This is a genomic window from Sulfurospirillum diekertiae (assembly GCF_011769985.2).
Lineage (GTDB): Bacteria > Campylobacterota > Campylobacteria > Campylobacterales > Sulfurospirillaceae > Sulfurospirillum > Sulfurospirillum diekertiae.
On sequence record NZ_CP039734.2, the window covers coordinates 2,631,216 to 2,655,813 of the forward strand.

A 24,598-nucleotide genomic window follows, 5' to 3' on the forward strand; every position below is an offset into this window, starting at 1 on the left:
GACAAGTTATAATACAAAACCTAGATATAAGGAGTCTGTATGGTTTTTGGAAAGATAGACTATATCAATCTTCTTCCATTTCATGTTTTTTTAAAACGAGCCTCACTACCCAACGCGTTTAAACGTTCATGTGAGCATCAGAAATCTGTTCCGTCCAGTATCAATCGTAAATTTAGAAAGCGTGTTGTGGATGCCGCATTTATTTCCAGTATTGAAAGTAAACGCAAATCAATCACCCCTTTGCCTATTGGCATCGTGGCGCAAAAAAATGTTAAAAGTGTTATTTTAAAAAAGGGCGTTGCTAAAAGAGACCCCGCCTCTGCTACATCCAATATGTTAACCCGCGTCCTTGGGTTAGAAGGTGAAGTTTTCATCGGAGATCGTGCACTCAAACTCTACCTACAAGAGCCCGATGCGTATATTGATCTTGCTCAAGTTTGGCATGACACGTATCATCTCCCTTTTGTATTTGCACGATTGTGTGTGAATGTGCGTCAAAGTTTTTACAAAAAACTCTCTGCAAAGTTTGTTCAATGCCCGATTAAAATTCCTAACTATATTTTAAAGACCTATGCCAAAGAGCGTGGTATTGCAGCCCATGACATTAAAGAGTACCTTAAACTTATCAGTTATTCCATTGGGAAGAAAGAGCAAAAAGCCCTGTTTATGTTTCTCAAAAAAGCCAAACGCCTCAACAAGCCTTCGTCGTAAAATCCTCAAAGGAGTTGCCCGATGTCCGTGAAACGTTATATCGATAAAGTTCTTCAATCAACGATTGAGAGTACCCCCGGTCAAACGGAGTTTTACCAAGCGGTTGAAGAGGTTTTAACCTCTCTTGAACCGCTTTTACAGGCAGAGTCCAAATACGATCAGTACAATATACTAGAGCGTATCGTCATTCCTGAGCGTCAAATCCTCTTTCGTGTTGTCTGGATCGATGATCAAGGCAAAATCCAAACCAATATTGGTTACCGCGTCCAGTTTAACTCTGCCATTGGACCTTACAAAGGCGGCCTTCGTTTTCATCCCAGTGTCAATCTTGGTATCATCAAGTTTTTAGGCTTTGAGCAGACCTTTAAAAACTCTCTGACGGGGCTTGCTATTGGTGGAGCAAAGGGGGGCAGTAATTTTAATCCCAAAGGCAAAAGTGAAGGTGAAATTATGCGCTTTTGCCAATCGTTTATGGTGGAACTCTCCAAACACATCGGCGAGACGAAAGATATCCCTGCGGGCGACATTGGTGTCGGTGGACGTGAGATTGGCTATCTGTTTGGCGAATACAAACGCCTGACGGGTCGTTTTGAAGGAGCCTTAACAGGCAAAGGACTCAATTGGGGAGGATCTCTCGCGCGCACGGAAGCAACAGGGTATGGTTCGGTCTATTTTGCAGAAAACATCCTCAACAAAGCGGGTGACTCGCTTAAAGGCAAAATATGCACCGTATCAGGAGCGGGCAATGTGGCACTTTATACGATTCAAAAGCTCTATGACATGGGGGCAATACCCGTTACATGCAGTGACTCTCATGGGATGATCTACGATAAAAATGGTATTGATTTTAATGCACTTAAAGCCATCAAAGAGATTGCGCGTAAAGATTTAAGCGAATACCTTAATGTTCACGCAGAAGCGACCTATATTCCTGTCAGTCAATATCCCGAAGGAACGAATGCTGTTTGGAGTATCCCGTGTTTTGCAGCATTTCCGAGTGCGACACAAAATGAACTGGGTCTAAATGACATTCAAATTCTTTATAAAAACGGCTGTCGGTTGGTTAATGAAGGGGCGAATATGCCAAGCACCCCGCAAGCGATTGACTTTATGTTGGCACACAAAATGTTTTACGGCCCTGCAAAGGCTGCCAATGCGGGTGGTGTTGCTACCAGTCAGTTAGAGATGAGCCAAAATGCCAGTATGCAAAAATGGAGTTTTGCTGAAGTCGACAGTAAACTCAGAGGTATTATGAAAAATATTTTTGAGCTTTCCTATAAAACATCCAAAGAGTTTGGTGATGAAGGGAACTTGATGTTGGGTGCAAATATTGCAGGATTTCGCAAAGTGGCTGATTCAATGATCGATCAAGGAGCGGTATAGTAAAACGGGCTCTGCCCGTTTTACATGTAAACATCAAAAAAGATTTTTGACTAGCTATTCACCGTATTAAAAACTCTATCTCCCGCATCTCCAAGACCGGGAACGATGTAGCCATTTTCATTCAATCCATCATCAATGCAAGTTGTAAAGACAGGTACATCAGGATGGATCTCACAAAAACGTTTGAGTCCCTCAGGAGCTGAAACCAACGCTAAAAAGCGTATATCTTTCACTCCTTTTGACTTTAAAAAGTTCACAGCATCAATCGCCGTTCCGCCTGTCGCAAACATCGGGTCGATAATAATTGCAATACGCTCTTTATGATCAGGTGGTAGCTTCGCATAGTAAAACTCTGCTTCGAGTGTTTTTTCATTGCGTTGAAATCCTAAAAAGCCCACACTGGCATCAGGAATCAATTTAAAGATACCATCCAACATGCCAAGAGCGGCTCTTAGAATCGGGCAGATCATAATTTTTGCATCTAACTTTTTAGTATTGGCCAACGCAACAGGCGTTTGGACTTTAATGTCGCGAAGAGGTAAATCGCGTGTTGCTTCAAATAACATCAAATGAGATATTTCATCGACTAAAAGTCGAAACTGAAATGGCTCTGTTTTTTCATCTCTCAAAATCGAAAGCTTATGCTCAATCAGAGGATGTTTGATGACATGAACGTTTTTCACTTATTTTTGCTCCGCATCAATAATCGCTTGAAGTTTTGCGCGATACGCTTTCATATCAAAATCTTTCACACGCGCAACGCCATCTTTGATCGCAGCTTCGGCAACTGCAGCAGAAATCCACACAAAAACTCTTCGATCAAATGGTTTTGGAATGATGTAATTGATACCAAATTTAAGATCTTCTCCGTTATAAGCTGCTTTGACATAATCAGGCACATCTTCTTTAGCTAACTTTGCCATAGCTACTGCTGCAGCCATTTTCATGCCTTCCGTAATTTTAGTTGCTCGAACATCCAAAGCACCTCTAAAGATGAAAGGAAAACCTAAAACGTTATTAACTTGGTTCGGATAGTCACTTCTTCCTGTTCCCATCATAACGTCATTTCGTACTGCATGAACTTCTTCAGGTAAGATTTCAGGCGTTGGGTTTGCAAGAGCGAAAATAATTGGGTATGGGTTCATGGATTTAACCATCTCTTGACTAACAACACCTGGTTTTGAAAGACCTAAAAACATATCAGCCCCTCGCATTGCATCTTCTATGGTTCTATCACTGGTTTCCAATGCAAACTCTGCTTTATAGGTATTAAGATCTGTTCTTCCTGCATGGATAACACCCTTACTATCAAGCATCACAATTTTTTTAGCACCCAAAAGTTTGTACATTTTAGCACACGCAATTCCTGCAGCACCTGCACCAGAAACGACGATTTTCATCTCTTCAATTTTTTTGCCACTGATTTCAAGCGCATTGATAAGTCCAGCAGACGTAATCATCGCTGTTCCATGTTGATCATCGTGCATAACAGGGATATCAACACATTCTTGAAGCTTGCGCTCTATTTCAAAACAACCGGGTGCTTTAATATCTTCAAGATTGATACCACCAAATGTTGGAGAGAGTGCTTTACAAATTGCAACAATTTTATCAATGTCATGTTCATCTAATTCAATATCAAACGCATCAACATCTGCGAATTTTTTGAAAAGAACAGACTTTCCTTCCATAACAGGCTTGCCAGCAACGGCACCAATATCACCAAGACCTAGAACCGCTGTTCCATCACTGATAACGGCAACAAGATTACCTTTATTGGTATATTTGTACGCTAATTCATTATCTTTTTCAATCTCTAAACAAGGATGTGCAACACCTGGAGTGTACGCCATTGAAAGATCTCTAGCAGTATCACAACGCGTTTTAACACTAATTTCAATTTTCCCACCAATATGATATTCTAAAGACTCTTCTTTAGTAACTTTCCCCTTATTACTCACACTAACTCCTTTTATAAGATATTAATTTTTGAATTCTTTGTATAACATTCGCATATCCAATAATTTCCAACACTTCAAAGATAGAAGGGCTCACAGAATTACCTACCATCGCAATGCGAATGGCTTGGGCAAGATCTTTAAGCTTTAGACCTCTTTCTTCTAAAAATGCTTTGGTAACTGTTTCAAATTCACTCGCTGTATTGAGTTCTTTTGCACCTTTTAGTGCTTCAAGATACTGCTCTAAAACCGCTAGTCCTTCGGTGGTTAAGAACTTTTCAACTGCTTTTTCATCGTAACACACTGGTGCCTCTAAAATCTGCTTTACCATGGCAGCAAACTCAACTAAGGTCTTAGCACGGTCACGAAGTGCGTCAATCAGTAACTCTTTCTTTACATGTAAAGAAATATCCACATCAAAAAAGCGTAATTCATCAATCAAACGTACATGACTTGCTTGTTTGATGTAATGGGCATTGAGCCATACTAATTTTTCTTGATTGTACGCCGAAGCAGATTTATTAATATTGGAAGGATCAAAGAGTTCTTGCATCTCTTGAAATGAGAAAATTTCTTGATCGCCATGACTCCAACCTAAACGAATCAGAAAGTTAAGCAGTGCTTCTGGCAGATATCCTTCCCTCTTATACTCCATCACATCAACGGCACCATCGCGTTTAGAAAGCTTTTTACCTTGAGGATTCAAAATCATAGGAACATGATAAAATTTAGGAATATCAAAACCAAGTGCTTGATATAAAATGATCTGTTTAGGTGTATTAGAAAGATGGTCATCACCGCGAATGACTTCATTAACCCCCATTAGCGCGTCATCGATGACAACAACAAAGTTATAGGTAGGCGTGCCATCACTTCTAGCAATAATGAAATCATCCAACATATCACTTGCATTAAAGGTCACTTCACCTTTAACGCCATCCACAAAAGAAACAACCCCAGTCGTTGGCGCTTTAATACGAATAACAGGATCAACTCCTGTTGGAGGCGTTCCCGTAAAGTCACGGTATCTCCCATCGTATTTTGGACGTTCTTTACGTGCCATTTGAGCTTCTCGAAGGGCATCAAGCTCCTCTTTACTCATATAACATTTATACGCTTTTCCAGCATCTAAAAGCTTTTGAACATAACTTTTATAGAGATCAAAACGCTCAGATTGATAAACAATCTCACCCTCATGCGCTAAACCAACCCACTTGAACGCCTCTACAATAGCATCTGCTGCTGCTTTGGAGTTTCGAGCAAGGTCTGTATCTTCAATACGAAATAAAAATTTTCCACTGTTTCTTTTTGCCCACAAATAACTGTAAAGAGCCGTTCTAAGCCCTCCAATATGTAAATAGCCCGTAGGACTAGGGGCAAAGCGTGTCACAACCATGACTGTACCTTCATTCTTTTTTTGTAAATTATGTATAAATTATGTATCATTTCGTTACGTAGTGATTAAAAAATCCACTGAAGCTGGAGAAAAAACATTTTTTTAATTTTTTTTGTCAAAAAAGATGTTATCATACGTAGCTTGTTTTGTAAATACAACACGATTATATAGCTATTTTTCTTAAAATAAAGGATTATTGATGAAGATCAAACTAAAGGTGTTAACTTTTGTAACGTTGTGCGCAACCTTACTTTTTTCACCTGTAAATGCAAGTACTGTTGATGGAGTTTCTATCATTATTAATAAAGAGCCTATTACATTATTTGATGTTTTCAAGTATTCACAGCGCTTTAATATCCCCAAAAAAGAGGCATTAGATATTTTAATAAGACAAAAGCTTGAAGAATCTGAAATCAAAAAACAAAATATCGCTGTTGACAATTTTGAAGTCGATCAATATATTGAAAACTTAGCAATTAGTAACAATATGAATCAATATGATTTCCTTAATATGATCCGTTCAAAAAATATTGAAATTTCTGAGTATAAAGAGGATCTTAAAAAGAAATTACAACGTGATAAACTCTATAAAAAAATCGTTAGTACCAAAATGCAACAAATGGGAGATAGTGACCTACAAGCTTATTATAATGAAAATCTTAATGAATTTTCACAAGCAAGTGCATTTGATGTGACGATCTATACTAGCGCTAATCAACAAAGCCTAACTGCCATTCAAAATAACCCTATGAGTGCTGTGAGTGATGTTCAGCTTCAAGAAGGAAAAATTGAAGCAGCAAAAGCAGACCCAAAACTCATAGCACAACTAAACAAAACAGCTAAAGGGAAATTTTCTGCCATCACAAAAACCGATTCAAATTACGTCATGTTTTTTGTAAAAGAAAAATACAATGTTCAAACCGTCTCTTTTGCTGATGCTAAAAACTATATCTACTCAAAACTGGGAGAAGGTAAAGAACAAAAAGCGATTGAAGAGTATTTTGAAAAGTTAAAATCATCTGCTAACATTCAAGTTATCAGAGCACCATAATCAAATACAACGTTAAAGGTCGCCAAAATGGCGACCTTAAGATTATTTAGTAGCGTGAAAGGTAGTTTGTATCAAATCTATTTTCGATAAAATCTTCATTATCCATCATATTTAAATGAAAATCTCTTACCGTTTTAATACCCTCTATTTGTAACTCATTTAAAGCTTCTCTCATCTTTTTAATGGCGCGGTCACGTGTTTCACCCCATACCACCAACTTTCCAATCATAGAGTCATAATTGGGGGGAACAATATAACCTTGATACGCATGAGAATCCATACGAACATTGCGACCTCCTGGAATGATGTACTTGGTGATTTTACCAGGACTTGGAATAAATTTGACAGGATCTTCAGCAGTGATACGGCACTCAATCGAATGTCCACGGAAAGTGAGTGCACTTTGATCGAAAAGTTTTTCACCCTCAGCCACACGAATCATCCACTCAATAATGTCGATGCCACTGACCATCTCGCTCACACAATGCTCGACTTGAAGTCTGGTGTTCATTTCCATAAAATAGAAGTTTTTGTCTGCATCCAAAAGGAACTCAAACGTACCTGCATTTTCATAGCCGATGTACTTAGTTGCTTTCACTGCTACTTCATGAAGTCGTGCTCTTGTTTTGGCATCGAGCGCAATAGCAGGAGACTCTTCAATCAGTTTTTGGTGACGTCTCTGCATTGAACAGTCACGCTCACCAATATGGACAACATTGCCAAAAGAATCGCCAATCACTTGTACTTCAATGTGACGCGGATTTTTGATATATTTTTCCATATAAAGCGTGCCATCGCCGAATGCACTCAGCGCTTCGCTCTCTGCGGCAAGGAATGATTTTTCCAAATCTTCCATCTTTTCAACCACACGCATACCACGTCCACCGCCGCCTGCACTCGCTTTGACGATAACGGGAAGTCCGATTTGTTCAGCCAATTTTTTGGCTTCTTCGACACTCTCAAGCACGCCTTCACTTCCAAGAATAACCGGTACACCCGCTTTTTTCATAACATCTTTGGCTTTCGATTTATCGCTCATTAAAACCATGGAATCAACGGAAGGTCCAATAAATTTGATGTTGTGGTGTTGGCACACTTCAACAAAGGTTTGGTTTTCACTGAGGAAACCATACCCTGGGAAAATGGCATCACAGCCACTGATCTCAGCGGCACTGATGATTGCAGGAATGCTTAAATAACTCTCAGATGATTTTGCACCACCAATACAAATACTTGCATCGGCATATTGAAGATAGAGCGCATCTTTATCCGCAGTGGAATAAACCGCAATCGCTTGTTTTCCCATCTCTTTGATGGTGCGTATTGCGCGAAGGGCGATCTCACCACGATTGGCAACAAGAATTTTCTCAATCTTCATTACACTTTCTCCACCGCAAAGATTGGCATATCGTATTCTACAGGTTGACCATCTTCGACAAGAATATCTAAGACTTTACAGTCAAACTCTGCTTCGATTTCATTCATAATTTTCATTGCTTCGATAATACCGATAGGTTGACCTTTACGGATCACGTCGCCTACTTTTGCAAATGGAGCCGCACCAGGAGCTGGAGATCGATAGAAAGTTCCTACCATAGGTGATTTCATACTTAAACCTGCAGGCGCTGCATTCACACTCGCCTCGCCTCCAACTTGAGCAACAGGAGCTGCTACAGGAGCAACACTTGGAGCTTGCACAACTGGGGCTGCTGCATACGTAACAGGACCATCAAAACCTTTTTGCAGTTCAATGCTAAAATCACCCTCTTTGATTTTGAGTTTTGTAATATCACTTTTATCAAAAATACGTATTAACTCTCTAATTTCATTTTTGTCCATTCGGTTTCTCCTAAATATTTGCCATTTTTTGGCATGACATAAAATGTGTTATAATACCATACTAAATATATACGATCACTTAAGGGAAATTATGGGTTTAAAAGCAGACAGTTGGATACGAGAAAAATCGCTCAAAGAGCGTATGATAGAGCCTTTTTGTGAGGATCAAGTGGGCAAAGATGTGGTCAGTTATGGCGTCAGTAGTTATGGGTATGACATCCGTGTTGGGCGTGAATTTAAGATTTTTACCAATGTCAATTCTACCGTGGTTGACCCTAAAGAATTTGACGATAAAAATGTCATCGATTTTGTAGGTGACATCTGCATTGTTCCCCCAAACTCTTTTGCATTGGCACGCACAGTGGAATACTTTAGAATCCCAAAAAACGTACTGGCGATCTGCCTTGGTAAAAGTACCTATGCACGTTGTGGCATCATCGTGAATGTCACACCGTTTGAACCAGAGTTTGAAGGTCACATTACCATCGAAATTTCAAATACCACACCATTGCCTGCTAAAATCTATGCCAATGAAGGCATCGCGCAAGTGCTCTTTTTAGAGGGTGACACACCCTGTGAGACTACGTACAAAGATAAACACGGTAAGTACCAAGGGCAAACAGGTATTACCTTACCACGCATTTTAAAATAACTGCTGATGGCTTTACATGTAAAGGCTTTAGGGCAAAACAATTTAGAAGAGTTTGATGGCTTTTACGCCATCTACTCTACTTCGTTTCCGCTTTCAGAACAAAAATCTCGTGACGCACTTTTAGCGATGCAACACGCCTCTTTTTACACCATCTATCTGGCATACCATGACGAAAAAATTGTAGGATTTTGCATTATGTATCATCCACACAATGACGATTTTTTCTTGCTAGAATACATGGCGGTCGATGAGCGTCTTCGTGGTATGGGACTAGGCTCCACGCTGTTAAAAAGTAGCATTGAACAGCTTTTTAAAACGCATGGCACACGAGCCCTTCTCATCGAAATTGACTCACCTGAAAAAAGCTCAAATGAGCAAGAAATTCGTGAAAAAAGAGAACTCTTTTACCGTCGTTTAGGCGCTTTAAAAATTGATCCGTTTGATTATATTTTAGCCCTAAAAAGCAGTGAAGAAGCTCCTCCTATGGAACTTTTAGTCTATCATCCCCGTATGCGCGAAGTTTCCAAAGAGACACTGCACACATGGCTAGAAAAACTCTATGTCAATGTCTATGGATGCGCCAAAACAGACTCTCGCATTGCTCAAATGCTTGAGCTTGTACCACCGATGTTAAACCTCATTTAAAAGGATTGTTGATGGAAATTTTTTTAAGCGATGAATATGAAACTCTCTGGACTGCCATTAGTGCTATCATGAGTATTTTAGCTACGATGATGGCTATCTTTGCACTGTTGTATTCGATACGGATGTACCGTAAAACGATGCAAAGTGTCCACTACGGTGAGATTGATAAAATGTACTTTGAAATTCTCAAAGAAGCCCTCAATAAACCTTTTCTGCTCCGAAAAGACCATGAACGCTCCCTTGATGAAGAGATGCAATACAACACCTACGCCTTCATCGTCTGGAACTTTTTAGAGTCCATTCACGATCGTTGTATGCTCGATCACGATCTACAAAAAACATGGTTTCCCATCATCGAAGCCGAACGTAAAACCCACCTTCCGTGGATTCAAGAAGATGAAAACAGAGCCAAATTCAAAGTTGAATTTTTGAAGTTTATTGATGAGGGGAAGTTTGAGGTAGCGTAGATGCTAACTGTAACTTTTTCAATTTTCAATAAAATCTGGTTTTGGGATATCAGGCATATTTTCATACGCTTTTAAAATGGTCTCTAAAGGAGCCAAAGTGCGATTGTCATGCCAATAGACATTTTTAAGCCACATCGCCGCACGAATGTTTTGTCCTACGCCAAGCCAATTGTTATCCAAATGGGTTTGGAGCATCTTGCGCCCTGCTTGAAATAGTTTTTCAGGATCAAATTGCGGTTTAATATGATTAAGACAGAAAGCATATGCCCATTTTCTTGGAGCCATAGAACCTCCAAACGAAACTTTAGAGACGCCGTAGTATTTTTCATACTCCATCACACCTGCTTCATACTGCTCTGCGTGAATACAATAACTCAAATAAGCATCCAATCCATCCGTTTTAATTTTTTTCCCATAAGCAGGCTCCATAACTGATAAAAGAAAGTGTCTTGCTTTATCCCATATTTCTATCGCAGGATCAGAATTTTGAAGCCACAGTGCTAATGCTTTCGCTTCATGTAAAGTAGCCCTATGATAATCTGGGTCAGGATGGTCGCTCCATTCATCTTGTTCTATTGCAATATTGAGCCATTCAAGAGAACGGGCAATAACGGGCTGTATCTCTTTAGAAAGTCCATAAAGATAGCATTCAATAATGCTCCTAATATGGCTTGCAGCCATATTTCCCATAGGATCTCCAGGTTCATATTGTCTTGCTAAAAGCCATTTTAATAAAGAAGCATCATTTTTTAGCCACGATTCTCTTCCTCTAATTGGATTAAATTTCATTGGTTATTCTCCACATATTTTTCCGTTACAAATTTTTGTTGTAACACTATTTTACATGTAAAAAGTAGTTCCCATATTTATTGCGTACGACTTATTTCTCAACTCTCAACAACAATCCATTCAAATAAAACGATGCAGCGGCATTAATTAGGCATGGGTGGTCGCTGTCTTGTTGCATTTGTTCTAACAAAATGTATTGCACTTTAAGATCGTGGGAGACTTCCATGGCGATGTCTAACAGTTCTTTTTTGCCGACGTGAAAGGAGCAGGAGAAGAGCGCGATTAAACCTCCGTCTTTGACGGCTTTGGTAGACTCCATCAAGAGGTGTTTAAAGCCTCGTTTAGCGCCATTGGCTTGCTCTTTGGTTTTGGCAAAAGATGGGGGATCAAGTACAATGAGATCAAAACTGTTTTTGTATTTTTTCTCTTTCATAAAGGTAAACGCATCGGCGGCATACGCTTCGTATGTCTCCATTTTATTGGCTTCGAGGTTGGCTTTGGTTTGTGCTATGGCGGATTCGGAGATGTCTACAAAAACGGCATTTTTAGCGCCCTTTGAGAGTGCATGGATGCCAAAACCACCGGCATTACAGCAAAGATCAAGCACGGTGTCATTCTCTTTGATGTAGCTCGCACAAATAGCTCTGTTTTTACGCTGGTCGAGGTAAAAGCCTGTTTTTTGAGCATCTTCAATATCCACTAAAAAGGTTAAACCATTCTCTTTGAGTTCAAACTCTTTGGAAGGTGTGCCAAAAAGTGTGCCGTTTTTACTCTCCAAGCCCTCAATTTCGCGTGAGTGTTCATCGGATTTTTCAACAATCCATGAAGGATTTACAAGTTGTTTAAGAGTGCTGAGTATCAACTCACGAAAGGTTTCCATACCTGCTGTATTGATCTGAATGGAGAGCGTATCGCCATACTTGTCCACAATAAGCCCTGGCAAGAAATCTGCTTCGGAGTGGATGAGACGCACGGCATTGGTTTGAGATAAAAGTGCCTCACGCTTTGCGATGGCTCTTTTGATGCGGTTATGGAAAAACTTTTTACCAATCTCCTCTTTGCCAAAGCTCAGAATGCGCGCGAAAATCGCGCATTTTGGATTGACATAGGCGGTTCCTAAAAAACCATCTTTTTTGGAAAAGAGCGCGACGACTTCACCGCTTTGAAACTCCTCTAAGCTAGAGTCAATTTCGTTAGCATAAACCCATGGGGTAAAGCGTCTTATTTTGGGAACAACGGAGTGTTTGATATAGACTTTATTCAATGATTTTTCCTAATATAGTTTGTAGCTCTTTTGTAAAGGCAGGGTGTTCAAAAACGTTATTATGTGTTGTATGGCTCAAGATTACATGTAAAGGACGACTCGGCATCACTTCTAAGAGTTTTTCAAGATGGTAATGAGGAATAACGGTGTCATTTTCAACTTCCATCACCGCTATTTTTGACTTGACCAAAGGAAGGTACTCAATGGTTTCAAATTTATTTTTAAGCATCAGATCAATCGGGAAGAAAGGGTACTTAATTTTGGCGATAGAGAGGATTGAATCGTAAGGACTAATAAGCACCAAACCATCCACTACCCTTTGCGAAGCAAGATAGGTCGCAACTCCCGTTCCTAAGCTTCGCCCAATCAATACCACTTTACGCCCTTTTGCGTACGTATCGTAAATCTTGAGCGCATCTTCAAACAAGGCTTGCTCACTTGGCATTCCTGTACTTTCGCCATAGCCTCGATAGTTAAAAGCAATGATGTCGTAGCCTTGAATATCCTTTACATGTAAAAGAAATTGCGTAGCGTCATCCGCATTACCCCCAAAGTAAAGAATGACTCCCGCATCGCTTTGTGCATCATGTCGCAATACCCCTTCTAAATCAACGCCCTCTTTGACATGTAAAGAGAGGGGCTCAATCGTTTCACCACTCACTTTGGCTTGCTTTACAATCGCCTTAATATTGAACACTTGCGCATCTTGGGTAAAATAGAGATACCCCATCGCTACCAAATAGAGCCCAATAATCCCAAGTAAGAGTTTTTTCATACATCTTCCTTTTTCAAAAATACGGTGAAATCACCTTCCATATAGTCCTCATACATTTCAACATCGTAAGCAAACTCACTCGTATATGCTTCAATTTCATGAGGTAAAAAATAGTTAAAATGACCCTCTTTCTCTTCACCTTTGAGCAGATTAAACACAAAACCTTTTTTAGAGGCTTCATAACAACGGCGAATAAACAAAAACGTCTCAAAACGGTTTAAAATATTCATCGAGCCACTGGCAATATAAAAGTCCGCTAATTCAAGCTCGTCATTTAAAATATCTTTACGGGCAAAATGCTGTTTAGTCCGTTTGTGTGCCACAAAAATGGCCTCTTGGAGCGTATCATACCCAATATATTTGCGAGGTAAAGAACCTTTTTGCTGTAAAAAAAGATAGAGATCGCCAAACCCACATCCTGCATCCACAATCTTGCTTGAAGGCAAGTGTGGTTCTAAAAGCGCATGAATCACTTCAAAACGTATGTGCTGCGACTGTTTTGAATTCCAATTCAACCCTCTGGCCGTGCAACCATATCGTTTGATAGCATTTTCATAAAAAGTTTGATTATTGATACGTGGCATGAAAGAAGGCTAAAAAAAGAGCGGCACTTAAACCAAAAGTGCCGAAATATTTTGTTGCATCATATTGTTTTGATGAATTTGAGTTAAAACAGAACTGGTCAGTTTGATCTGATCGCTGTTGATTGCTGCAATCTTTTGATCGAGGGGAGTTTCAGACATCTGAGAATTGGCACTGCTTAAATTCGTCATTGTCGTCAAGGAACTGTTGATACTGCTGCTAGCGCTGTTGATCTGAGAACTGATGGTAGACGAAAGAGCGCTCATATTGTCTCTAAAACTTGCAATGCCCGTTTGATCACTAATTTTAAGATCACTTAAGCCTGAAACATTGAGTCCATAATTACTACTGAGAAGATTTTGACCATTGTAGGTTGTTTGGTTTGCAATATCTTGCATGGCGGTACTAATATCTGTAAACTCTTTTTGCAAGCTTGTTTTTTGCTCACTTCCAAGCGTAGCGTTATTGTAACGCACGGAGAGGTCATTTAATTTATCGGTTCCTGCTTGAATTGCCTGAACAGAAGCGTCAGCAATTTGGTACATACTGACCGTTTCATTTGAATTTTGCACCCCTTGACTTAAGGCTGCTATCTGAGATGCGAGTGAATCTGAGATAACCAAAGTAGCGCCATCGGTGCCATTAACCTCTTTGGTCGCATTGATTTTTTCTAACATAATATCGGTTTGAGATTTATTTTGAGTGATTAAGTTGAGTACTTGCGTATTGGAACTACTGGAAACGTTCATCAGATGCTCCTCATTTAAAGATACATTCATTATACTACTCCTATTATACGAATGTCAAATTCAAAAACGGTACTGAAATTGCTTTTGAGAAGTAAAGCATGCCCCAGTGGCGAGCATCGTCAATTTATGATATCAACGACTTCAATCAAAAAGGGTTATCGTGTTTAATGGCAAAAATATTCTTATCACGGGCGGAACAGGCAGTTTTGGCAAAAAATATACCGAAATTCTTTTAAAAAATTACAAACCCAATAAAATCATCATTTATTCTCGCGATGAACTGAAACAGTATGAGATGGCACAGCAATTCACCGACCCTTGTATGCGCTTTTTTATCGGTGATGTGCGCGATGTTGACCGCCTTAAAAATGCAATGTATGGTGTCAATTATGTCATTCATGCTGCGGCACTCAAGCATGTTCCCATCGCCGAGTACAACCCAATGGAGTGCATCAAAACGAACATTAATGGGGCAGGAAACGTCATCGACGCTGCTCTTGAATGCGGTGTTGAAAAAGTTATCGCCCTCTCAACCGATAAAGCCGCCAACCCTATCAACCTTTACGGTGCAACCAAACTGGCGAGCGATAAACTCTTTGTCGCTGCCAATAACATCAGAGGTGCGCGTAGAACGCAGTTTGCGGTTGTGCGCTATGGAAATGTTGTAGGCTCTCGTGGCTCAGTTGTCCCCTTCTTTAAAAAATTGATTGCGGAGGGAGCAAAAGAGCTTCCGATTACAGAAGCGGAGATGACGCGCTTTTGGATTACCTTGGAACAAGGAGTCAACTTTGTGTTGAAAAACTTTGAGCGCATGAAAGGTGGCGAGATTTTTATTCCTAAAATCGCTTCGATGAAGATGGTCGATTTAGCGAAAAGTATGGCACCGCATTTGGGTGTCAAAATCATCGGTATTCGCCCCGGCGAAAAGATGCACGAAGTGATGGTTCCCAAAGATGACAGCCACTTAACGCTAGAATTTCACGACCATTATGTCATCCAACCAAGCATTCTTTTTACCCAACGTAACGACTTTACATGTAACGCCATTGGAGAGAGTGGAACTCCCGTAAAATACGGCTTTGAATACAGTTCTGAGACCAACACACAATGGCTTGATGCCAAAGGCTTAATGGAGATGATAAACGCATGATTCCCTATAGTAGACAAAGTATCGATCAAAGCGACATCGATGCCGTTGTAGAGACGCTTAAGGGCGATTTTCTCACGGGTGGAAAAAAAGTCGGCGACTTTGAAGAAGCACTCGCCAACTATTTAGGCGTTAAACATGTGTGCGTCATGAACTCTGCCACTTCGGCTCTGCATGTCGCCTATCAGATTATCGGGCTTCAAGAGGGTGATGAAGTCATCACCACACCGCTCACCTTTGCCGCAACCTCTAACACTGCCATCCAATGCGGGGCAACTCCTGTATTTTGCGACATTCGTTATGATGGCAATATTGACGAACGCAAACTAGAGGTGTTAATCACTCCTCGAACCAAAGCAATAGCGCCTGTGGATTTTGGCGGAAATCCACTGCCTATTGACGCTATTAAAGCACTGTGTGACAAGCATAAACTCTATTTAATCGAAGATGCGAGCCATGCACTCGGAAGCCAAATCAATGGCAAAAAAGCGGGTACAACCGCCGATATGACCATCTTTATTTTTCACGCCATCAAGCCTATTACGACCTTTGAAGGTGGAGCGATTGCCACGAATAATACTGCCTTTTACGAACAAGCCAAGTTGCTACGAAGTCACGGCATTGTCAAAAAAGAGCTCTGGAATTCGGACATGGTGATGCTGGGTGAGAACTACCGCCTCAGTGATGTTGCCTGCGCTTTGGGACTTTCGCAGCTTGGACGCTTGGAAAATTTTCTTGATAAACGCAATGAGATCGCACATTACTATGATGAACGCTTTGCCAACAATCCCTACTTCACCACGATTGTGATTGATCAAACCAAACGAAGTACCTACCATCTCTACCCTATTTTGCTCGATCGCTCGCTTTGGTGTTCCAAAGAGGAGATTTTTCAAGCGTTACATGTAAAGGGTCTTGGGGTGCAAGTTCACTACAAACCTGTCTATCAATTTAGCTACTACAAAAAGCTTTTTGGCGAACAACGTTTGGAGACAACGGAAGATTTTTACCGTGCAGAGCTTTCCATTCCTTGCCATCAAGGTATGAGCATGGAAGACGCCCTTATGGTTGCTGACACCCTGCTTGAGACACTCTCTTCCATCAAAGGATGTAAACGATGAGACTGGCTATTATTCCTGCACGAGGAGGAAGCAAACGCATTCCTCGTAAAAACATTAAAGAATTTTGTGGCAAACCCATGATCGCTTACAGCATTGAAGCCGCCCAAAAAAGTGGCTGTTTTGACAAAATTATTGTGAGCACCGACGATGAAGAGATTGCCGCATTGGCACACACATTAGGGGCTGAAGTTCCTTTTATGCGCCCCAAAGAGCTCAGTGACGACCACACGGGAACCATTCCTGTCATCGCCCATGCGATACGAGAAACATGCCATAAAGAGTTATCACAATTAGATGCCATCTGTTGTATTTATGCGACGGCTCCTTTTGTGCAAGCGATGTTTATTAAAGAGGCATACGAAAAACTTAAACGCACCAAAGCGTCATATGCCTTTAGCGCGACCAGTTTTCCTTTTCCCATTCAGCGTGCCATTCGCCTCACGAAAGAAGATCGTGTCGAGATGTTTTCACCGGAACACTTTAACACCAGAAGCCAAGATTTGGAAGAGGCGTACCACGATGCGGGACAATTTTACTGGGGAACACCCGAAGCCTGGTTGGAAGGCAAAATCATCTTTGCACCCCACTCTACCGCCGTTCTTTTACCTCGCCATTTGGTGCAAGACATCGACACACCCGAAGATTGGATGAGGGCTGAGTTTATGTTTAAAGCACTTGGACTGCATGAAAACACTCATACGAGCTGATAGTTCAAGCACCATCGGGCTTGGGCATATCATGCGTGATTTGGTGCTTGCCAAAAGTTTTGAAGGGGAAGTCATTTTTGCCTGCCAAAACTTAGAGGGCAACATCATCGCCTCCATTCCCTACGAAGTCAAAATCTTACGATCCAACGATGTAGATGAGCTCATAGCACTTATCAAATCTTTACATGTAAAACGCTTGGTCATCGATCATTACGGCATTGACGCGCCATTTGAGCAAAAAGTCAAAGAGGCTACAGGAGTGAAAATTCTAAGCTTTGATGATACCTACCAAGTGCATCACTGCGATATTTTACTCAACCACAACCTCTCTGCGGATGCCGCGCGTTACACACATCTCGTACCCAAAACATGCGAACTACGTTGCGGAAGTGCCTACACACTCATCCGCGAGGAGTTTAAACTCGAAAAAGAAAAATCCTGTGAAAAAATCTACGATGTATTTGTGGCGATGGGCGGAACAGACACTTCTAATATCACATTAAAAATTTTAAAAGCTCTTCCAAAAATTTTAAATATATGTGTGCTTACAACAACGGCAAATGCGCACCTTCCTGAGCTTCAAAACTATGTTACGTGTAACCCAAACATCGCTTTACATGTAAACTCCAACGAAGTTGCCAAACTACTGCACCAAAGCCGTCTTGCCATCGTAACACCCAGTGTTATGGTACATGAAGTGCTCTTTATGGAAGTACCCTTCATCGCAATTAAAGTGGCTCGTAATCAAGACGATATGTACCAATATCTAAAAAATAATGGATTCCATATTTTGGAAAAAGTTAAGAATGTAGATTTAGTAAATTTTTTGATACAGGAATTGTTCCACAACAATAAACACTCTTTAGACTATTAACATAGTTGAGATGGCTTTATAAAATTGGCATTGTGTCTACGAATCTGGAACTATCTTATATTATTTTGTGAAATAAAAAATGTAAAGGAAACTAAGATGTCATTTGATAATAATTGGGAATCAAATATATATGCAAAAAATCTCCATATAAATAAATATCCATATGGAGAATTAATCTCTATTTTTTTTAATAGTTTAAAATTTTTAAATACCAATAGCATTAATAGGCAAAATACCAAAGTTTTAGAACTTGGTTGTGGCGCAGGAAATAATTTGTGGTTTTTCGCAGAACAAGGATTTGATACGTATGGAATAGATGGAAGTAAAAGTGCTTGCATAATTGCAAGAGAGGTATGCAACTCAAAAAATCTTAAAGTAACCATACAGCAAGCTTACTTTGATAAATTACCATTTGAAAATGAAAGTATTGATATCATAGTTGATAGAGAATCAACATATTGTGGGAAATTGGAAGATATAAAAAAATGGTGGACAGAGGTAAATAGAGTTTTAAAGAAGGGAGGAATTGTCATTTCTTTCAAGTTCTCCGATGATAACCCTGATCTTCTAGAAATAAAAAATGGTGCATTAAAAGCCAAAATAATAGAAGCCAATACTTATGAAAGTATTGAAAATGGAACTTTTTGCAATACTGGTATAGCCCATTTTTCAACTTATTATGAATTATTTGATATTTTTTCATTTTGTGATATAAAGTTTATCAATAAAAATAGTAGTACTACTATTTACAGCACATGCAACAATCAATATAACTATTCTGAGTGGATTATAGTAGGAGTGAAAAAATGAGTGTTTTTATCATAGCAGAGGTTGGGGTGAACCATAACGGTAATGTAAATATTGCGAAGAAGATGATAGATGAAGCCAAAAATTCTGGTGCGAATTGTGTCAAATTTCAGACCTTTAAAGCAGAAGAATTTATAAGTGATCCCAACCAAACATACACATACAAGTCTCAAGATAAAGAAGTGACAGAATCAATGCTAAAAATGTTTAAGAGATATGAATTTACGGATGATGAATGGGTTGAAATTATAAATTATTGTAAAAGTAAAAATATCATATTTAGTTCTACGGCACAAAATAAGTCAGACTTGGAATTTTTATTGTCCATAACAGATTTACCATTTTTAAAAATTGGAAGTGATGATCTGACTAATTTAGATTCAATAAAATATTACGCTTCTAAAAAAATTCCTATAATAATTTCTGCTGGAATGGCTTATGCTTATGAGATTGAAGATGCTGTAAGAGCTATACGAGAAGTTGGAAATGAAGATATTACCGTACTTCACTGCACCTCATCTTATCCAACAGACAAACAAGATGTTAATCTAAAAAAAATACCAATTATAAAAGATGCCTTTAATGTAAAAGTTGGATTTTCGGATCACACTATTGGAAGTACCTCTGCAGTTGGAGCAGTTTGTTTTGGAGCGATAGTCATAGAAAAACATTTTACTTTAGACAATAAGATGGAGGGGCCAGATCATTGGTTTAGTATAAACCCTAAAGAATTGAAGCAATATATTGATGATATTAGATTTATTGAACAAGCTATCGGCAAGCCTGAATTGAAGCCAACCCTCCAAGAAATAGAGATGAGAAAAATGGCCAGAAGAAAAATAGTAGCAAAAACCAATATATTTATAGGAGAAAAAATAACTAAAGATAATATTGATTACAAGAGGATTGATAATTGTGATGATAGTGGATTAGACCCTAAAAACTTTTTATTTATCGAAAATAGGATAGTAACCAGAGATATAAAAAAAGATGAAACAATTACACTACGAGTATTAAAATGATCAAAGAGTTAAAAGAAAATAATTTTTTTTATAACGAGTATGAAATTATAAATTTTATTAATACAACTGAAAACGAAAAGACGCTAATTTTACAATGGCGCAATAATGAAAATGTAAGAAAATGGATGGTTAATAAAGATATTATATCTCTAGATGAACACTGTAAGTATATTGAATCATTGAGACATAATGACAAGAAGTTATGTTTTCTTATAAAAAACAATCATAATTATTTAGGTGTTGTTGAATTTGATTTAATTGACTTAAAAAACAATTCTGCCTATTTTGGATTAAGTGCAAATATGGACAACAAAAGGCCGGGAGTTGGAACAGTTTTACAAGAAATTTGTTTATATATATCTAAAGATAAATTAAAAATTAAAAATTTACTATTGTATGTTTTTTCCAATAACAAAAATGCAATTTCATTGTATGAGAAATTTGGTTTTAAAACTATAAAAGAAGATTTTATCTATAATGAAAAGATCTTCTTTATGGAAAAAATATTATGATTATTTCAGCGCACCAACCAGCATATAACCCATGGTTAGGCTTCCTTCATAAGATATTATTGTCAGATACATTTGTTGTGATGGATGATGTGCAGTTTGAAAAAAACTCATACATAAATAGAAATAAAATTTTACAAAATGATAATGAAATTATGCTCACAATTCCAGTAAAAACAAAAGATTATAAAGATAAAACATTACAAGAAATAGAAGTATTAGATGACAGATGGCAAATAAAGCATCTCAAAAGCATAGAACAATCATATAGAAAATCCAAATATTTTGATATTGTTTTTGAAAATTTAAAAACAATATATGAATTAAAAAGCAAATTTTTAGTCGATTATACAAACAGTTATTTAGAATTGCTTGTGAACTATTTACAAATTGATACAAAAATAGTACTTGCCAGCGATTTAAAAATTAGAGCAAAAAAGTTGGATTATGTAATTGAATTAACGCAAAGAGTTGGTGGTAATATATTTATATTTGGTTCTCAAGGTAAAGATTATGCTGATGTAGGTTATATCAAAGAACAAAATATAATCCCGTATTTTCAAAGCTATACGCATCCCATTTATAAACAAGAAAGCAAAAACTTTCATCCATTCATGGGTGCCCTTGATCTACTTTTTAACGAAGAAAGAGACAATATTAAAGATATTATTTTGAATAATAATATACAAAAAGATGTATTAAGGAAGCTGTATGTATAAAAAAATTCTTATAGTTGCGGCGCACCCTGATGATGAAGTATTGGGCTGTTTTGGGACAGTCGCAAAATTTATACAAGACGGTTATGAAGCGTATACTCTTATTTTAGGGGAGGGTAAAACAAGTAGAGATGAAATTAGAGTAATAGCAAATAGACAAAATGAGATAGCAATACTCAATAGTGAAATACATAAAGCCAATAGTATTATAGGAATAAAGAAAGTATTTATTGAAAGCTTTCCCGATAATAGGTTTGATAGCGTTGATTTGCTTGATATCGTAAAAGCTATATCTAAAGTTAAGGAAGAAATAAAGCCTGATATTATTTTTACACATTACAAAGATGATTTAAATATTGATCATAAAATTACCTACACTGCTGTCATTACTGCAACTAGACCTATGCAAAGCGAATCTGTAAAAGAAATATATAGTTTTGAAATATTATCTTCAACAGAATGGAATTACCCTCTTTTGTTTTCACCTGATATGTTTTTTAGTATTGATGATACAATAAATTTAAAACTTCAAGCAATGAAAGAATATAAATCTGAGCTATGTGAATATCCACATCCTAGGAGTTTAGAAGGCATCGCTCTTAGTGCACAATATTATGGAATGAGCGTTGGCAAAAAATATGTAGAACGCTTTAAAGTTGTCAGAATTATTAGCTAATTTTGTGATATTAAAATTACTTTTACAAATAAATTCTATAAAAGGATAGGAACATATGCATACACATAAAACCGAACAAGAAAACTTTTGGGCAGGCGATTTTGGGAAGGATTATATACAAAGAAATAATGATAAAAAAATCATTGCTTCAAAATATATCTCTTTTTTCAAAAATTTTGAAACATACGAATAATGTAAATTCCATCATGGAATTTGGTTCTAATATAGGGCTCAATTTATTAGCCATACAACAATTACTTCCCGATATAAATTTATCTTCTATTGAAATCAATAGTGATGCAATAGAATATCTCAAAAAAATAGAAAATCTAAATATATATCATACATCCATACTTGAGTTTACCGTTGATAGAAAAAGAGATTTTGTTTTTACAAAAGGTGTTCTTATCCACATAAATCCTGAAGAGTTGCAAAAAACATATGAAATACTTTATGAAACAAGTAATCGATATATTTGTGTATGTGAATATTATAATCCAACTCCAGTAGGTATTGATTATAGGGGGAGTTAAAGACAAATTATTTAAAAGAGATTTTGCTGGAGAATTACTAGAAAAATACAGTGATTTGAAACTACTTGATTATGGATTTGTTTATAAAAAAGATTATAATTTCCCGCAAGATGATGTTACTTGGTTTTTAATGGAGAAAGGAAACTAAATATGCTAGATATTGAGCAAAAAGTGCTTCATACGTATAAAGCCAACCTTTCATATTTTAAAAAAAATCATCCCGAAATTTATAAAAAAATTACTTTACTCGAAGTTGCAATTAACGAAAATCAATACGAAGAGCGATATGCACTTGAGTATAAAGATTCTGAGTATTTTGATCTTCAAGACCTAAAGAGTGGGGAATGGCTCTATGGAGAAAACAGCATCGACTATTCAAAAAGAATAGTCGATAATCTCAATCTAAAACGTACCGGTGGCGTCTTTAAAGCACATAAATATATTTCTGCAACGGATGAACAAGCTGACTACATTGATAAAAGTGAACTTTCATTTCATAACGCATTGTGGGCAACAATTAAAATTATTAATTACACACAAGCTTATACTCATTCAGAAACATACATGTCTAAAGTCCAGAAGGTTATTTTTTTGGATATTGGATTAGGACTTCATATTGAAGGAATTATTCAAAAATTAACCCCTCAAGTGCTATTTATCAAAGAAAGAAATCTTGAAATTTTTAGACTTTCATTATTTGTCATAGACTATGCAGAATTGACAAATAATCATTTTACCTATTTTTCTATTGCAGAAGAGGAGGAAGAAGAGAGAAAAACGTTTGTCACGTTTTTAGATAAAGGGAACAACTATAATCTCACGATAAAACATATCCCTTTCAACCTCAATTATGAACCTCAGCTCAGACAATTACAAAGCCATGTTCTCTCTCAAGATTATATTAATTATGGTTACAGTGCTATACTTTTACGTTTTATTGATTCACCTCATTATTTGGCACTTAACTACTCTTTTTTGAATGTCAACAAATTTCATAAAGACAATATTGTCTCCGAAAAACCTATTTTACTTCTCTTTTCAGGCCCTTCAACATTAAAAAATATAGAGTGGGTTAAAGCAAATCATCACCGCTTTATTGTTGTGAGTGCTCTTTCTACCTGTAGACTTCTTCATCACGAAGGAATTGCTCCTGATGTGGTGATTCATATTGACCCCGGTGTTGAAACTACGGCATCACTCTTTGAAAACCTTGATGCTAAAGAGTATTTTAAAAACACTATTGTACTTCTCGCATCCAACGTAGATGAGGCGACTGTTGAAAGATTTGAACGCTCAAATATACATTTTATAGAACAAGGAACACTCTATAAAAAAGGCTTTGGAAGACTTTCAGCACCCAGTGTTGGTGAGTATAGCTATGGTCTCTTTTTAATTCTTGGAGCACAAAAGATCTTTATGCTAGGTATTGACTTAGCCCTAGATAGCGAAACACTTCAAACCCATGGAGGATTTCACGCGTACCAGACAAAAGGTGAAATAAATGAGAAAAATGCTTCTCTTGATCCAACCACTTCCGTTGATTATGTGCGCGGAAATTTTTTAGATCAAGTACCAGTTCTGCCCCCTTACAAAATATCTCACGCTCAATTTGAAACCTTTACGGATACGTTAAAAAGTGAAAAAATATCTGTTTATAACCTGAGTAATGGAGCATACCTGAAAGGTGCGGAACCACTTCACGTTGAAAACTATACCTGGGAACAATTTGCAATACTTGATCAAAGTGAGATACATCAAAATTTGGGTCAGTTTTTTAATAGTATTGGCGAAGCAGAGTTTAATGAGGCAGACAAAGGACAAATTAAATACCAAGTTTCAGAAGCCAAGAAACTTGAAAAAATTATCAAACAATTTCAAAAAAAGAAATTTGCACATGTTGAAGCATATTTAAATACACTAAGCCAGCTTTCTTGGGATCTTAGTGATATGGATTATAAACGACACTCTGATTTGGCTCAAGTATATTACGAATATTTTCCTATTGTACTAAGCTATATCTTTGACCTTTTCAATACAAAAGACCTTGAAAAGCCTAATAAACATATGGTACAAATCAATGCAATATTGGTTAAACAACTACTGAAAATCTCAACACTGTATATTTCTAAACTTGAAGGTTATTTAAAATAATTCTAAGAGGATAGAGAAAGGAAACCGAGCCAAAAGGCTCGGTTAATACTCGTAGCTTACGCTACTTTATTTAA

Annotated in this window: 27 protein-coding genes; 17 read left to right on the top strand and 10 right to left on the bottom strand. The window is 37.7% G+C overall.

Annotation, left to right across the window (positions count from 1 at the left end):
- Positions 1 to 39: 39 nt before the first annotated feature.
- On the top strand, positions 40 to 711 hold the full coding sequence (locus FA584_RS13545; RefSeq protein WP_096047660.1) for an MqnA/MqnD/SBP family protein: 672 nt from the start codon (positions 40 to 42) through the stop codon (positions 709 to 711).
- 21 nt (positions 712 to 732) lie between these two features.
- A complete protein-coding gene (gene gdhA / locus FA584_RS13550; protein ID WP_096047661.1) occupies positions 733 to 2,094 on the top strand; it encodes an NADP-specific glutamate dehydrogenase in 1,362 nt (453 codons plus the stop codon).
- A gap of 50 nt (positions 2,095 to 2,144) precedes the next feature.
- On the opposite strand, the gene upp is transcribed toward gdhA, so the two are convergent.
- Genes upp through gltX form a run of 3 tightly spaced genes read right to left on the bottom strand, consistent with a single transcriptional unit; the run spans position 2,145 to position 5,448 of the window.
- Complete coding sequence (upp, locus tag FA584_RS13555; RefSeq protein WP_167749813.1) at positions 2,145 to 2,777, bottom strand: uracil phosphoribosyltransferase; 633 nt, start codon at positions 2,775 to 2,777, stop codon at positions 2,145 to 2,147.
- The gene (locus tag FA584_RS13560) at positions 2,778 to 4,055 is read right to left on the bottom strand and encodes a malic enzyme-like NAD(P)-binding protein (RefSeq protein ID WP_167749814.1); all 1,278 of its coding nucleotides are present in this window, start codon (positions 4,053 to 4,055) and stop codon (positions 2,778 to 2,780) included.
- 1 nt (position 4,056) lies between these two features.
- Positions 4,057 to 5,448: a glutamate--tRNA ligase gene (gltX, locus tag FA584_RS13565; RefSeq protein ID WP_167749815.1), complete on the bottom strand. Its 1,392-nt coding sequence runs from the start codon at positions 5,446 to 5,448 to the stop codon at positions 4,057 to 4,059.
- 199 nt (positions 5,449 to 5,647) lie between these two features.
- On the opposite strand from gltX, the gene FA584_RS13570 reads away from it, so the two are divergent.
- A complete protein-coding gene (locus FA584_RS13570) occupies positions 5,648 to 6,499 on the top strand; it encodes a peptidylprolyl isomerase (RefSeq protein WP_167749816.1) in 852 nt (283 codons plus the stop codon).
- A 46-nt stretch (positions 6,500 to 6,545) separates the two neighbouring features.
- On the opposite strand, the gene FA584_RS13575 is transcribed toward FA584_RS13570, so the two are convergent.
- On the bottom strand, positions 6,546 to 7,877 hold the full coding sequence (locus tag FA584_RS13575; RefSeq protein WP_087439691.1) for an acetyl-CoA carboxylase biotin carboxylase subunit: 1,332 nt from the start codon (positions 7,875 to 7,877) through the stop codon (positions 6,546 to 6,548).
- Positions 7,877 to 8,338: an acetyl-CoA carboxylase biotin carboxyl carrier protein gene (accB, locus tag FA584_RS13580; protein ID WP_096047665.1), complete on the bottom strand. Its 462-nt coding sequence runs from the start codon at positions 8,336 to 8,338 to the stop codon at positions 7,877 to 7,879. Before accB ends, FA584_RS13575 begins: the two co-directional genes overlap by 1 nt.
- A 91-nt stretch (positions 8,339 to 8,429) precedes the next feature.
- Between accB and dcd the strand changes: the two genes are divergently transcribed.
- The 3 genes from dcd to FA584_RS13595 are packed head-to-tail and all read left to right on the top strand — an operon-like array spanning position 8,430 to position 10,102.
- Entirely contained in the window at positions 8,430 to 8,990 is a 561-nt protein-coding gene (gene dcd / locus FA584_RS13585; protein ID WP_167749817.1) for a dCTP deaminase, read from the top strand.
- Positions 8,991 to 8,996: 6 nt separating this feature from the next.
- Positions 8,997 to 9,635, top strand: a complete 639-nt coding sequence (locus tag FA584_RS13590; RefSeq protein WP_167749818.1) for a GNAT family N-acetyltransferase — start codon at positions 8,997 to 8,999, stop codon at positions 9,633 to 9,635.
- 11 nt (positions 9,636 to 9,646) lie between these two features.
- Positions 9,647 to 10,102, top strand: a complete 456-nt coding sequence (locus FA584_RS13595; RefSeq protein WP_167749819.1) for an SAM-dependent methyltransferase — start codon at positions 9,647 to 9,649, stop codon at positions 10,100 to 10,102.
- 18 nt (positions 10,103 to 10,120) lie between these two features.
- Here the strand turns inward: FA584_RS13595 and FA584_RS13600 are convergent, their stop codons facing one another.
- The 5 genes from FA584_RS13600 to FA584_RS13620 form a co-directional block, all read right to left on the bottom strand.
- Positions 10,121 to 10,891 carry a hypothetical protein gene (locus tag FA584_RS13600; RefSeq protein ID WP_167749820.1) on the bottom strand — a complete coding sequence of 257 codons (771 nt, stop codon included), beginning with the start codon at positions 10,889 to 10,891 and terminating at the stop codon, positions 10,121 to 10,123.
- A 91-nt stretch (positions 10,892 to 10,982) separates the two neighbouring features.
- The gene (locus FA584_RS13605; protein ID WP_167749821.1) at positions 10,983 to 12,155 is read right to left on the bottom strand and encodes a class I SAM-dependent rRNA methyltransferase; all 1,173 of its coding nucleotides are present in this window, start codon (positions 12,153 to 12,155) and stop codon (positions 10,983 to 10,985) included.
- Complete coding sequence (locus tag FA584_RS13610; protein WP_096047671.1) at positions 12,148 to 12,930, bottom strand: alpha/beta hydrolase; 783 nt, start codon at positions 12,928 to 12,930, stop codon at positions 12,148 to 12,150. Before FA584_RS13610 ends, FA584_RS13605 begins: the two co-directional genes overlap by 8 nt.
- On the bottom strand, positions 12,927 to 13,514 hold the full coding sequence (locus FA584_RS13615) for a class I SAM-dependent methyltransferase (protein ID WP_096047672.1): 588 nt from the start codon (positions 13,512 to 13,514) through the stop codon (positions 12,927 to 12,929). Before FA584_RS13615 ends, FA584_RS13610 begins: the two co-directional genes overlap by 4 nt.
- A 27-nt stretch (positions 13,515 to 13,541) precedes the next feature.
- Positions 13,542 to 14,291, bottom strand: coding sequence for a flagellin (locus tag FA584_RS13620; RefSeq protein WP_167749822.1), 750 nt, complete (start codon positions 14,289 to 14,291; stop codon positions 13,542 to 13,544).
- Between the two features lie 130 nt (positions 14,292 to 14,421).
- On the opposite strand from FA584_RS13620, the gene pseB reads away from it, so the two are divergent.
- From pseB to FA584_RS13675, 11 genes are all read left to right on the top strand, one after another.
- Positions 14,422 to 15,411: a UDP-N-acetylglucosamine 4,6-dehydratase (inverting) gene (pseB, locus tag FA584_RS13625; RefSeq protein ID WP_167749823.1), complete on the top strand. Its 990-nt coding sequence runs from the start codon at positions 14,422 to 14,424 to the stop codon at positions 15,409 to 15,411.
- Positions 15,408 to 16,529, top strand: a complete 1,122-nt coding sequence (pseC, locus tag FA584_RS13630; protein ID WP_167749824.1) for a UDP-4-amino-4,6-dideoxy-N-acetyl-beta-L-altrosamine transaminase — start codon at positions 15,408 to 15,410, stop codon at positions 16,527 to 16,529. Before pseB ends, pseC begins: the two co-directional genes overlap by 4 nt.
- On the top strand, positions 16,526 to 17,236 hold the full coding sequence (gene pseF, locus FA584_RS13635) for a pseudaminic acid cytidylyltransferase (protein ID WP_167749825.1): 711 nt from the start codon (positions 16,526 to 16,528) through the stop codon (positions 17,234 to 17,236). The genes pseC and pseF overlap by 4 nt, the downstream gene beginning before the upstream one ends.
- The gene (gene pseG, locus FA584_RS13640; protein WP_167749826.1) at positions 17,214 to 18,110 is read left to right on the top strand and encodes a UDP-2,4-diacetamido-2,4,6-trideoxy-beta-L-altropyranose hydrolase; all 897 of its coding nucleotides are present in this window, start codon (positions 17,214 to 17,216) and stop codon (positions 18,108 to 18,110) included. Before pseF ends, pseG begins: the two co-directional genes overlap by 23 nt.
- Positions 18,111 to 18,206: 96 nt before the next feature.
- The gene (locus FA584_RS13645) at positions 18,207 to 18,920 is read left to right on the top strand and encodes a class I SAM-dependent methyltransferase (RefSeq protein WP_167749827.1); all 714 of its coding nucleotides are present in this window, start codon (positions 18,207 to 18,209) and stop codon (positions 18,918 to 18,920) included.
- Positions 18,917 to 19,939: an N-acetylneuraminate synthase family protein gene (locus FA584_RS13650; protein ID WP_167749828.1), complete on the top strand. Its 1,023-nt coding sequence runs from the start codon at positions 18,917 to 18,919 to the stop codon at positions 19,937 to 19,939. The genes FA584_RS13645 and FA584_RS13650 overlap by 4 nt, the downstream gene beginning before the upstream one ends.
- A complete protein-coding gene (gene pseH, locus FA584_RS13655; protein WP_167749829.1) occupies positions 19,936 to 20,451 on the top strand; it encodes a UDP-4-amino-4,6-dideoxy-N-acetyl-beta-L-altrosamine N-acetyltransferase in 516 nt (171 codons plus the stop codon). Before FA584_RS13650 ends, pseH begins: the two co-directional genes overlap by 4 nt.
- Positions 20,448 to 21,167 (top strand): WbqC family protein, encoded by a 720-nt coding sequence (locus FA584_RS13660; protein ID WP_167749830.1) that lies wholly within the window; start codon positions 20,448 to 20,450, stop codon positions 21,165 to 21,167. Before pseH ends, FA584_RS13660 begins: the two co-directional genes overlap by 4 nt.
- Positions 21,160 to 21,840, top strand: coding sequence for a PIG-L deacetylase family protein (locus FA584_RS13665; RefSeq protein ID WP_167749831.1), 681 nt, complete (start codon positions 21,160 to 21,162; stop codon positions 21,838 to 21,840). The genes FA584_RS13660 and FA584_RS13665 overlap by 8 nt, the downstream gene beginning before the upstream one ends.
- A gap of 128 nt (positions 21,841 to 21,968) precedes the next feature.
- Positions 21,969 to 22,373 (top strand): pseudaminic acid biosynthesis-associated methylase, encoded by a 405-nt coding sequence (locus FA584_RS14575; protein WP_228448570.1) that lies wholly within the window; start codon positions 21,969 to 21,971, stop codon positions 22,371 to 22,373.
- Positions 22,374 to 22,523: 150 nt separating this feature from the next.
- The gene (locus FA584_RS13675; protein ID WP_167749832.1) at positions 22,524 to 24,524 is read left to right on the top strand and encodes a 6-hydroxymethylpterin diphosphokinase MptE-like protein; all 2,001 of its coding nucleotides are present in this window, start codon (positions 22,524 to 22,526) and stop codon (positions 24,522 to 24,524) included.
- Positions 24,525 to 24,598 lie beyond the last annotated feature (74 nt).

Coding starts and splice junctions, on each gene's coding strand:
- FA584_RS13650 (WP_167749828.1), top strand. CDS start 18,917: ATGAGTGTTTTTATCATAGCAGAGGTTGGGGTGAACCATAACGGTAAT.
- pseC (WP_167749824.1), top strand. CDS start 15,408: ATGATTCCCTATAGTAGACAAAGTATCGATCAAAGCGACATCGATGCC.
- FA584_RS13675 (WP_167749832.1), top strand. CDS start 22,524: ATGCTAGATATTGAGCAAAAAGTGCTTCATACGTATAAAGCCAACCTT.
- dcd (WP_167749817.1), top strand. CDS start 8,430: ATGGGTTTAAAAGCAGACAGTTGGATACGAGAAAAATCGCTCAAAGAG.
- FA584_RS13575 (WP_087439691.1), bottom strand. CDS start 7,877: ATGAAGATTGAGAAAATTCTTGTTGCCAATCGTGGTGAGATCGCCCTT.
- FA584_RS13570 (WP_167749816.1), top strand. CDS start 5,648: ATGAAGATCAAACTAAAGGTGTTAACTTTTGTAACGTTGTGCGCAACC.
- gdhA (WP_096047661.1), top strand. CDS start 733: ATGTCCGTGAAACGTTATATCGATAAAGTTCTTCAATCAACGATTGAG.
- FA584_RS13600 (WP_167749820.1), bottom strand. CDS start 10,891: ATGAAATTTAATCCAATTAGAGGAAGAGAATCGTGGCTAAAAAATGAT.
- FA584_RS13645 (WP_167749827.1), top strand. CDS start 18,207: ATGTCATTTGATAATAATTGGGAATCAAATATATATGCAAAAAATCTC.
- FA584_RS13590 (WP_167749818.1), top strand. CDS start 8,997: ATGGCTTTACATGTAAAGGCTTTAGGGCAAAACAATTTAGAAGAGTTT.
- FA584_RS13595 (WP_167749819.1), top strand. CDS start 9,647: ATGGAAATTTTTTTAAGCGATGAATATGAAACTCTCTGGACTGCCATT.
- FA584_RS13660 (WP_167749830.1), top strand. CDS start 20,448: ATGATTATTTCAGCGCACCAACCAGCATATAACCCATGGTTAGGCTTC.
- FA584_RS14575 (WP_228448570.1), top strand. CDS start 21,969: ATGATAAAAAAATCATTGCTTCAAAATATATCTCTTTTTTCAAAAATT.
- pseF (WP_167749825.1), top strand. CDS start 16,526: ATGAGACTGGCTATTATTCCTGCACGAGGAGGAAGCAAACGCATTCCT.
- accB (WP_096047665.1), bottom strand. CDS start 8,338: ATGGACAAAAATGAAATTAGAGAGTTAATACGTATTTTTGATAAAAGT.
- pseH (WP_167749829.1), top strand. CDS start 19,936: ATGATCAAAGAGTTAAAAGAAAATAATTTTTTTTATAACGAGTATGAA.
- FA584_RS13615 (WP_096047672.1), bottom strand. CDS start 13,514: ATGCCACGTATCAATAATCAAACTTTTTATGAAAATGCTATCAAACGA.
- gltX (WP_167749815.1), bottom strand. CDS start 5,448: ATGGTTGTGACACGCTTTGCCCCTAGTCCTACGGGCTATTTACATATT.
- FA584_RS13620 (WP_167749822.1), bottom strand. CDS start 14,291: ATGAATGTATCTTTAAATGAGGAGCATCTGATGAACGTTTCCAGTAGT.
- FA584_RS13545 (WP_096047660.1), top strand. CDS start 40: ATGGTTTTTGGAAAGATAGACTATATCAATCTTCTTCCATTTCATGTT.
- FA584_RS13665 (WP_167749831.1), top strand. CDS start 21,160: ATGTATAAAAAAATTCTTATAGTTGCGGCGCACCCTGATGATGAAGTA.
- pseG (WP_167749826.1), top strand. CDS start 17,214: ATGAAAACACTCATACGAGCTGATAGTTCAAGCACCATCGGGCTTGGG.
- FA584_RS13610 (WP_096047671.1), bottom strand. CDS start 12,930: ATGAAAAAACTCTTACTTGGGATTATTGGGCTCTATTTGGTAGCGATG.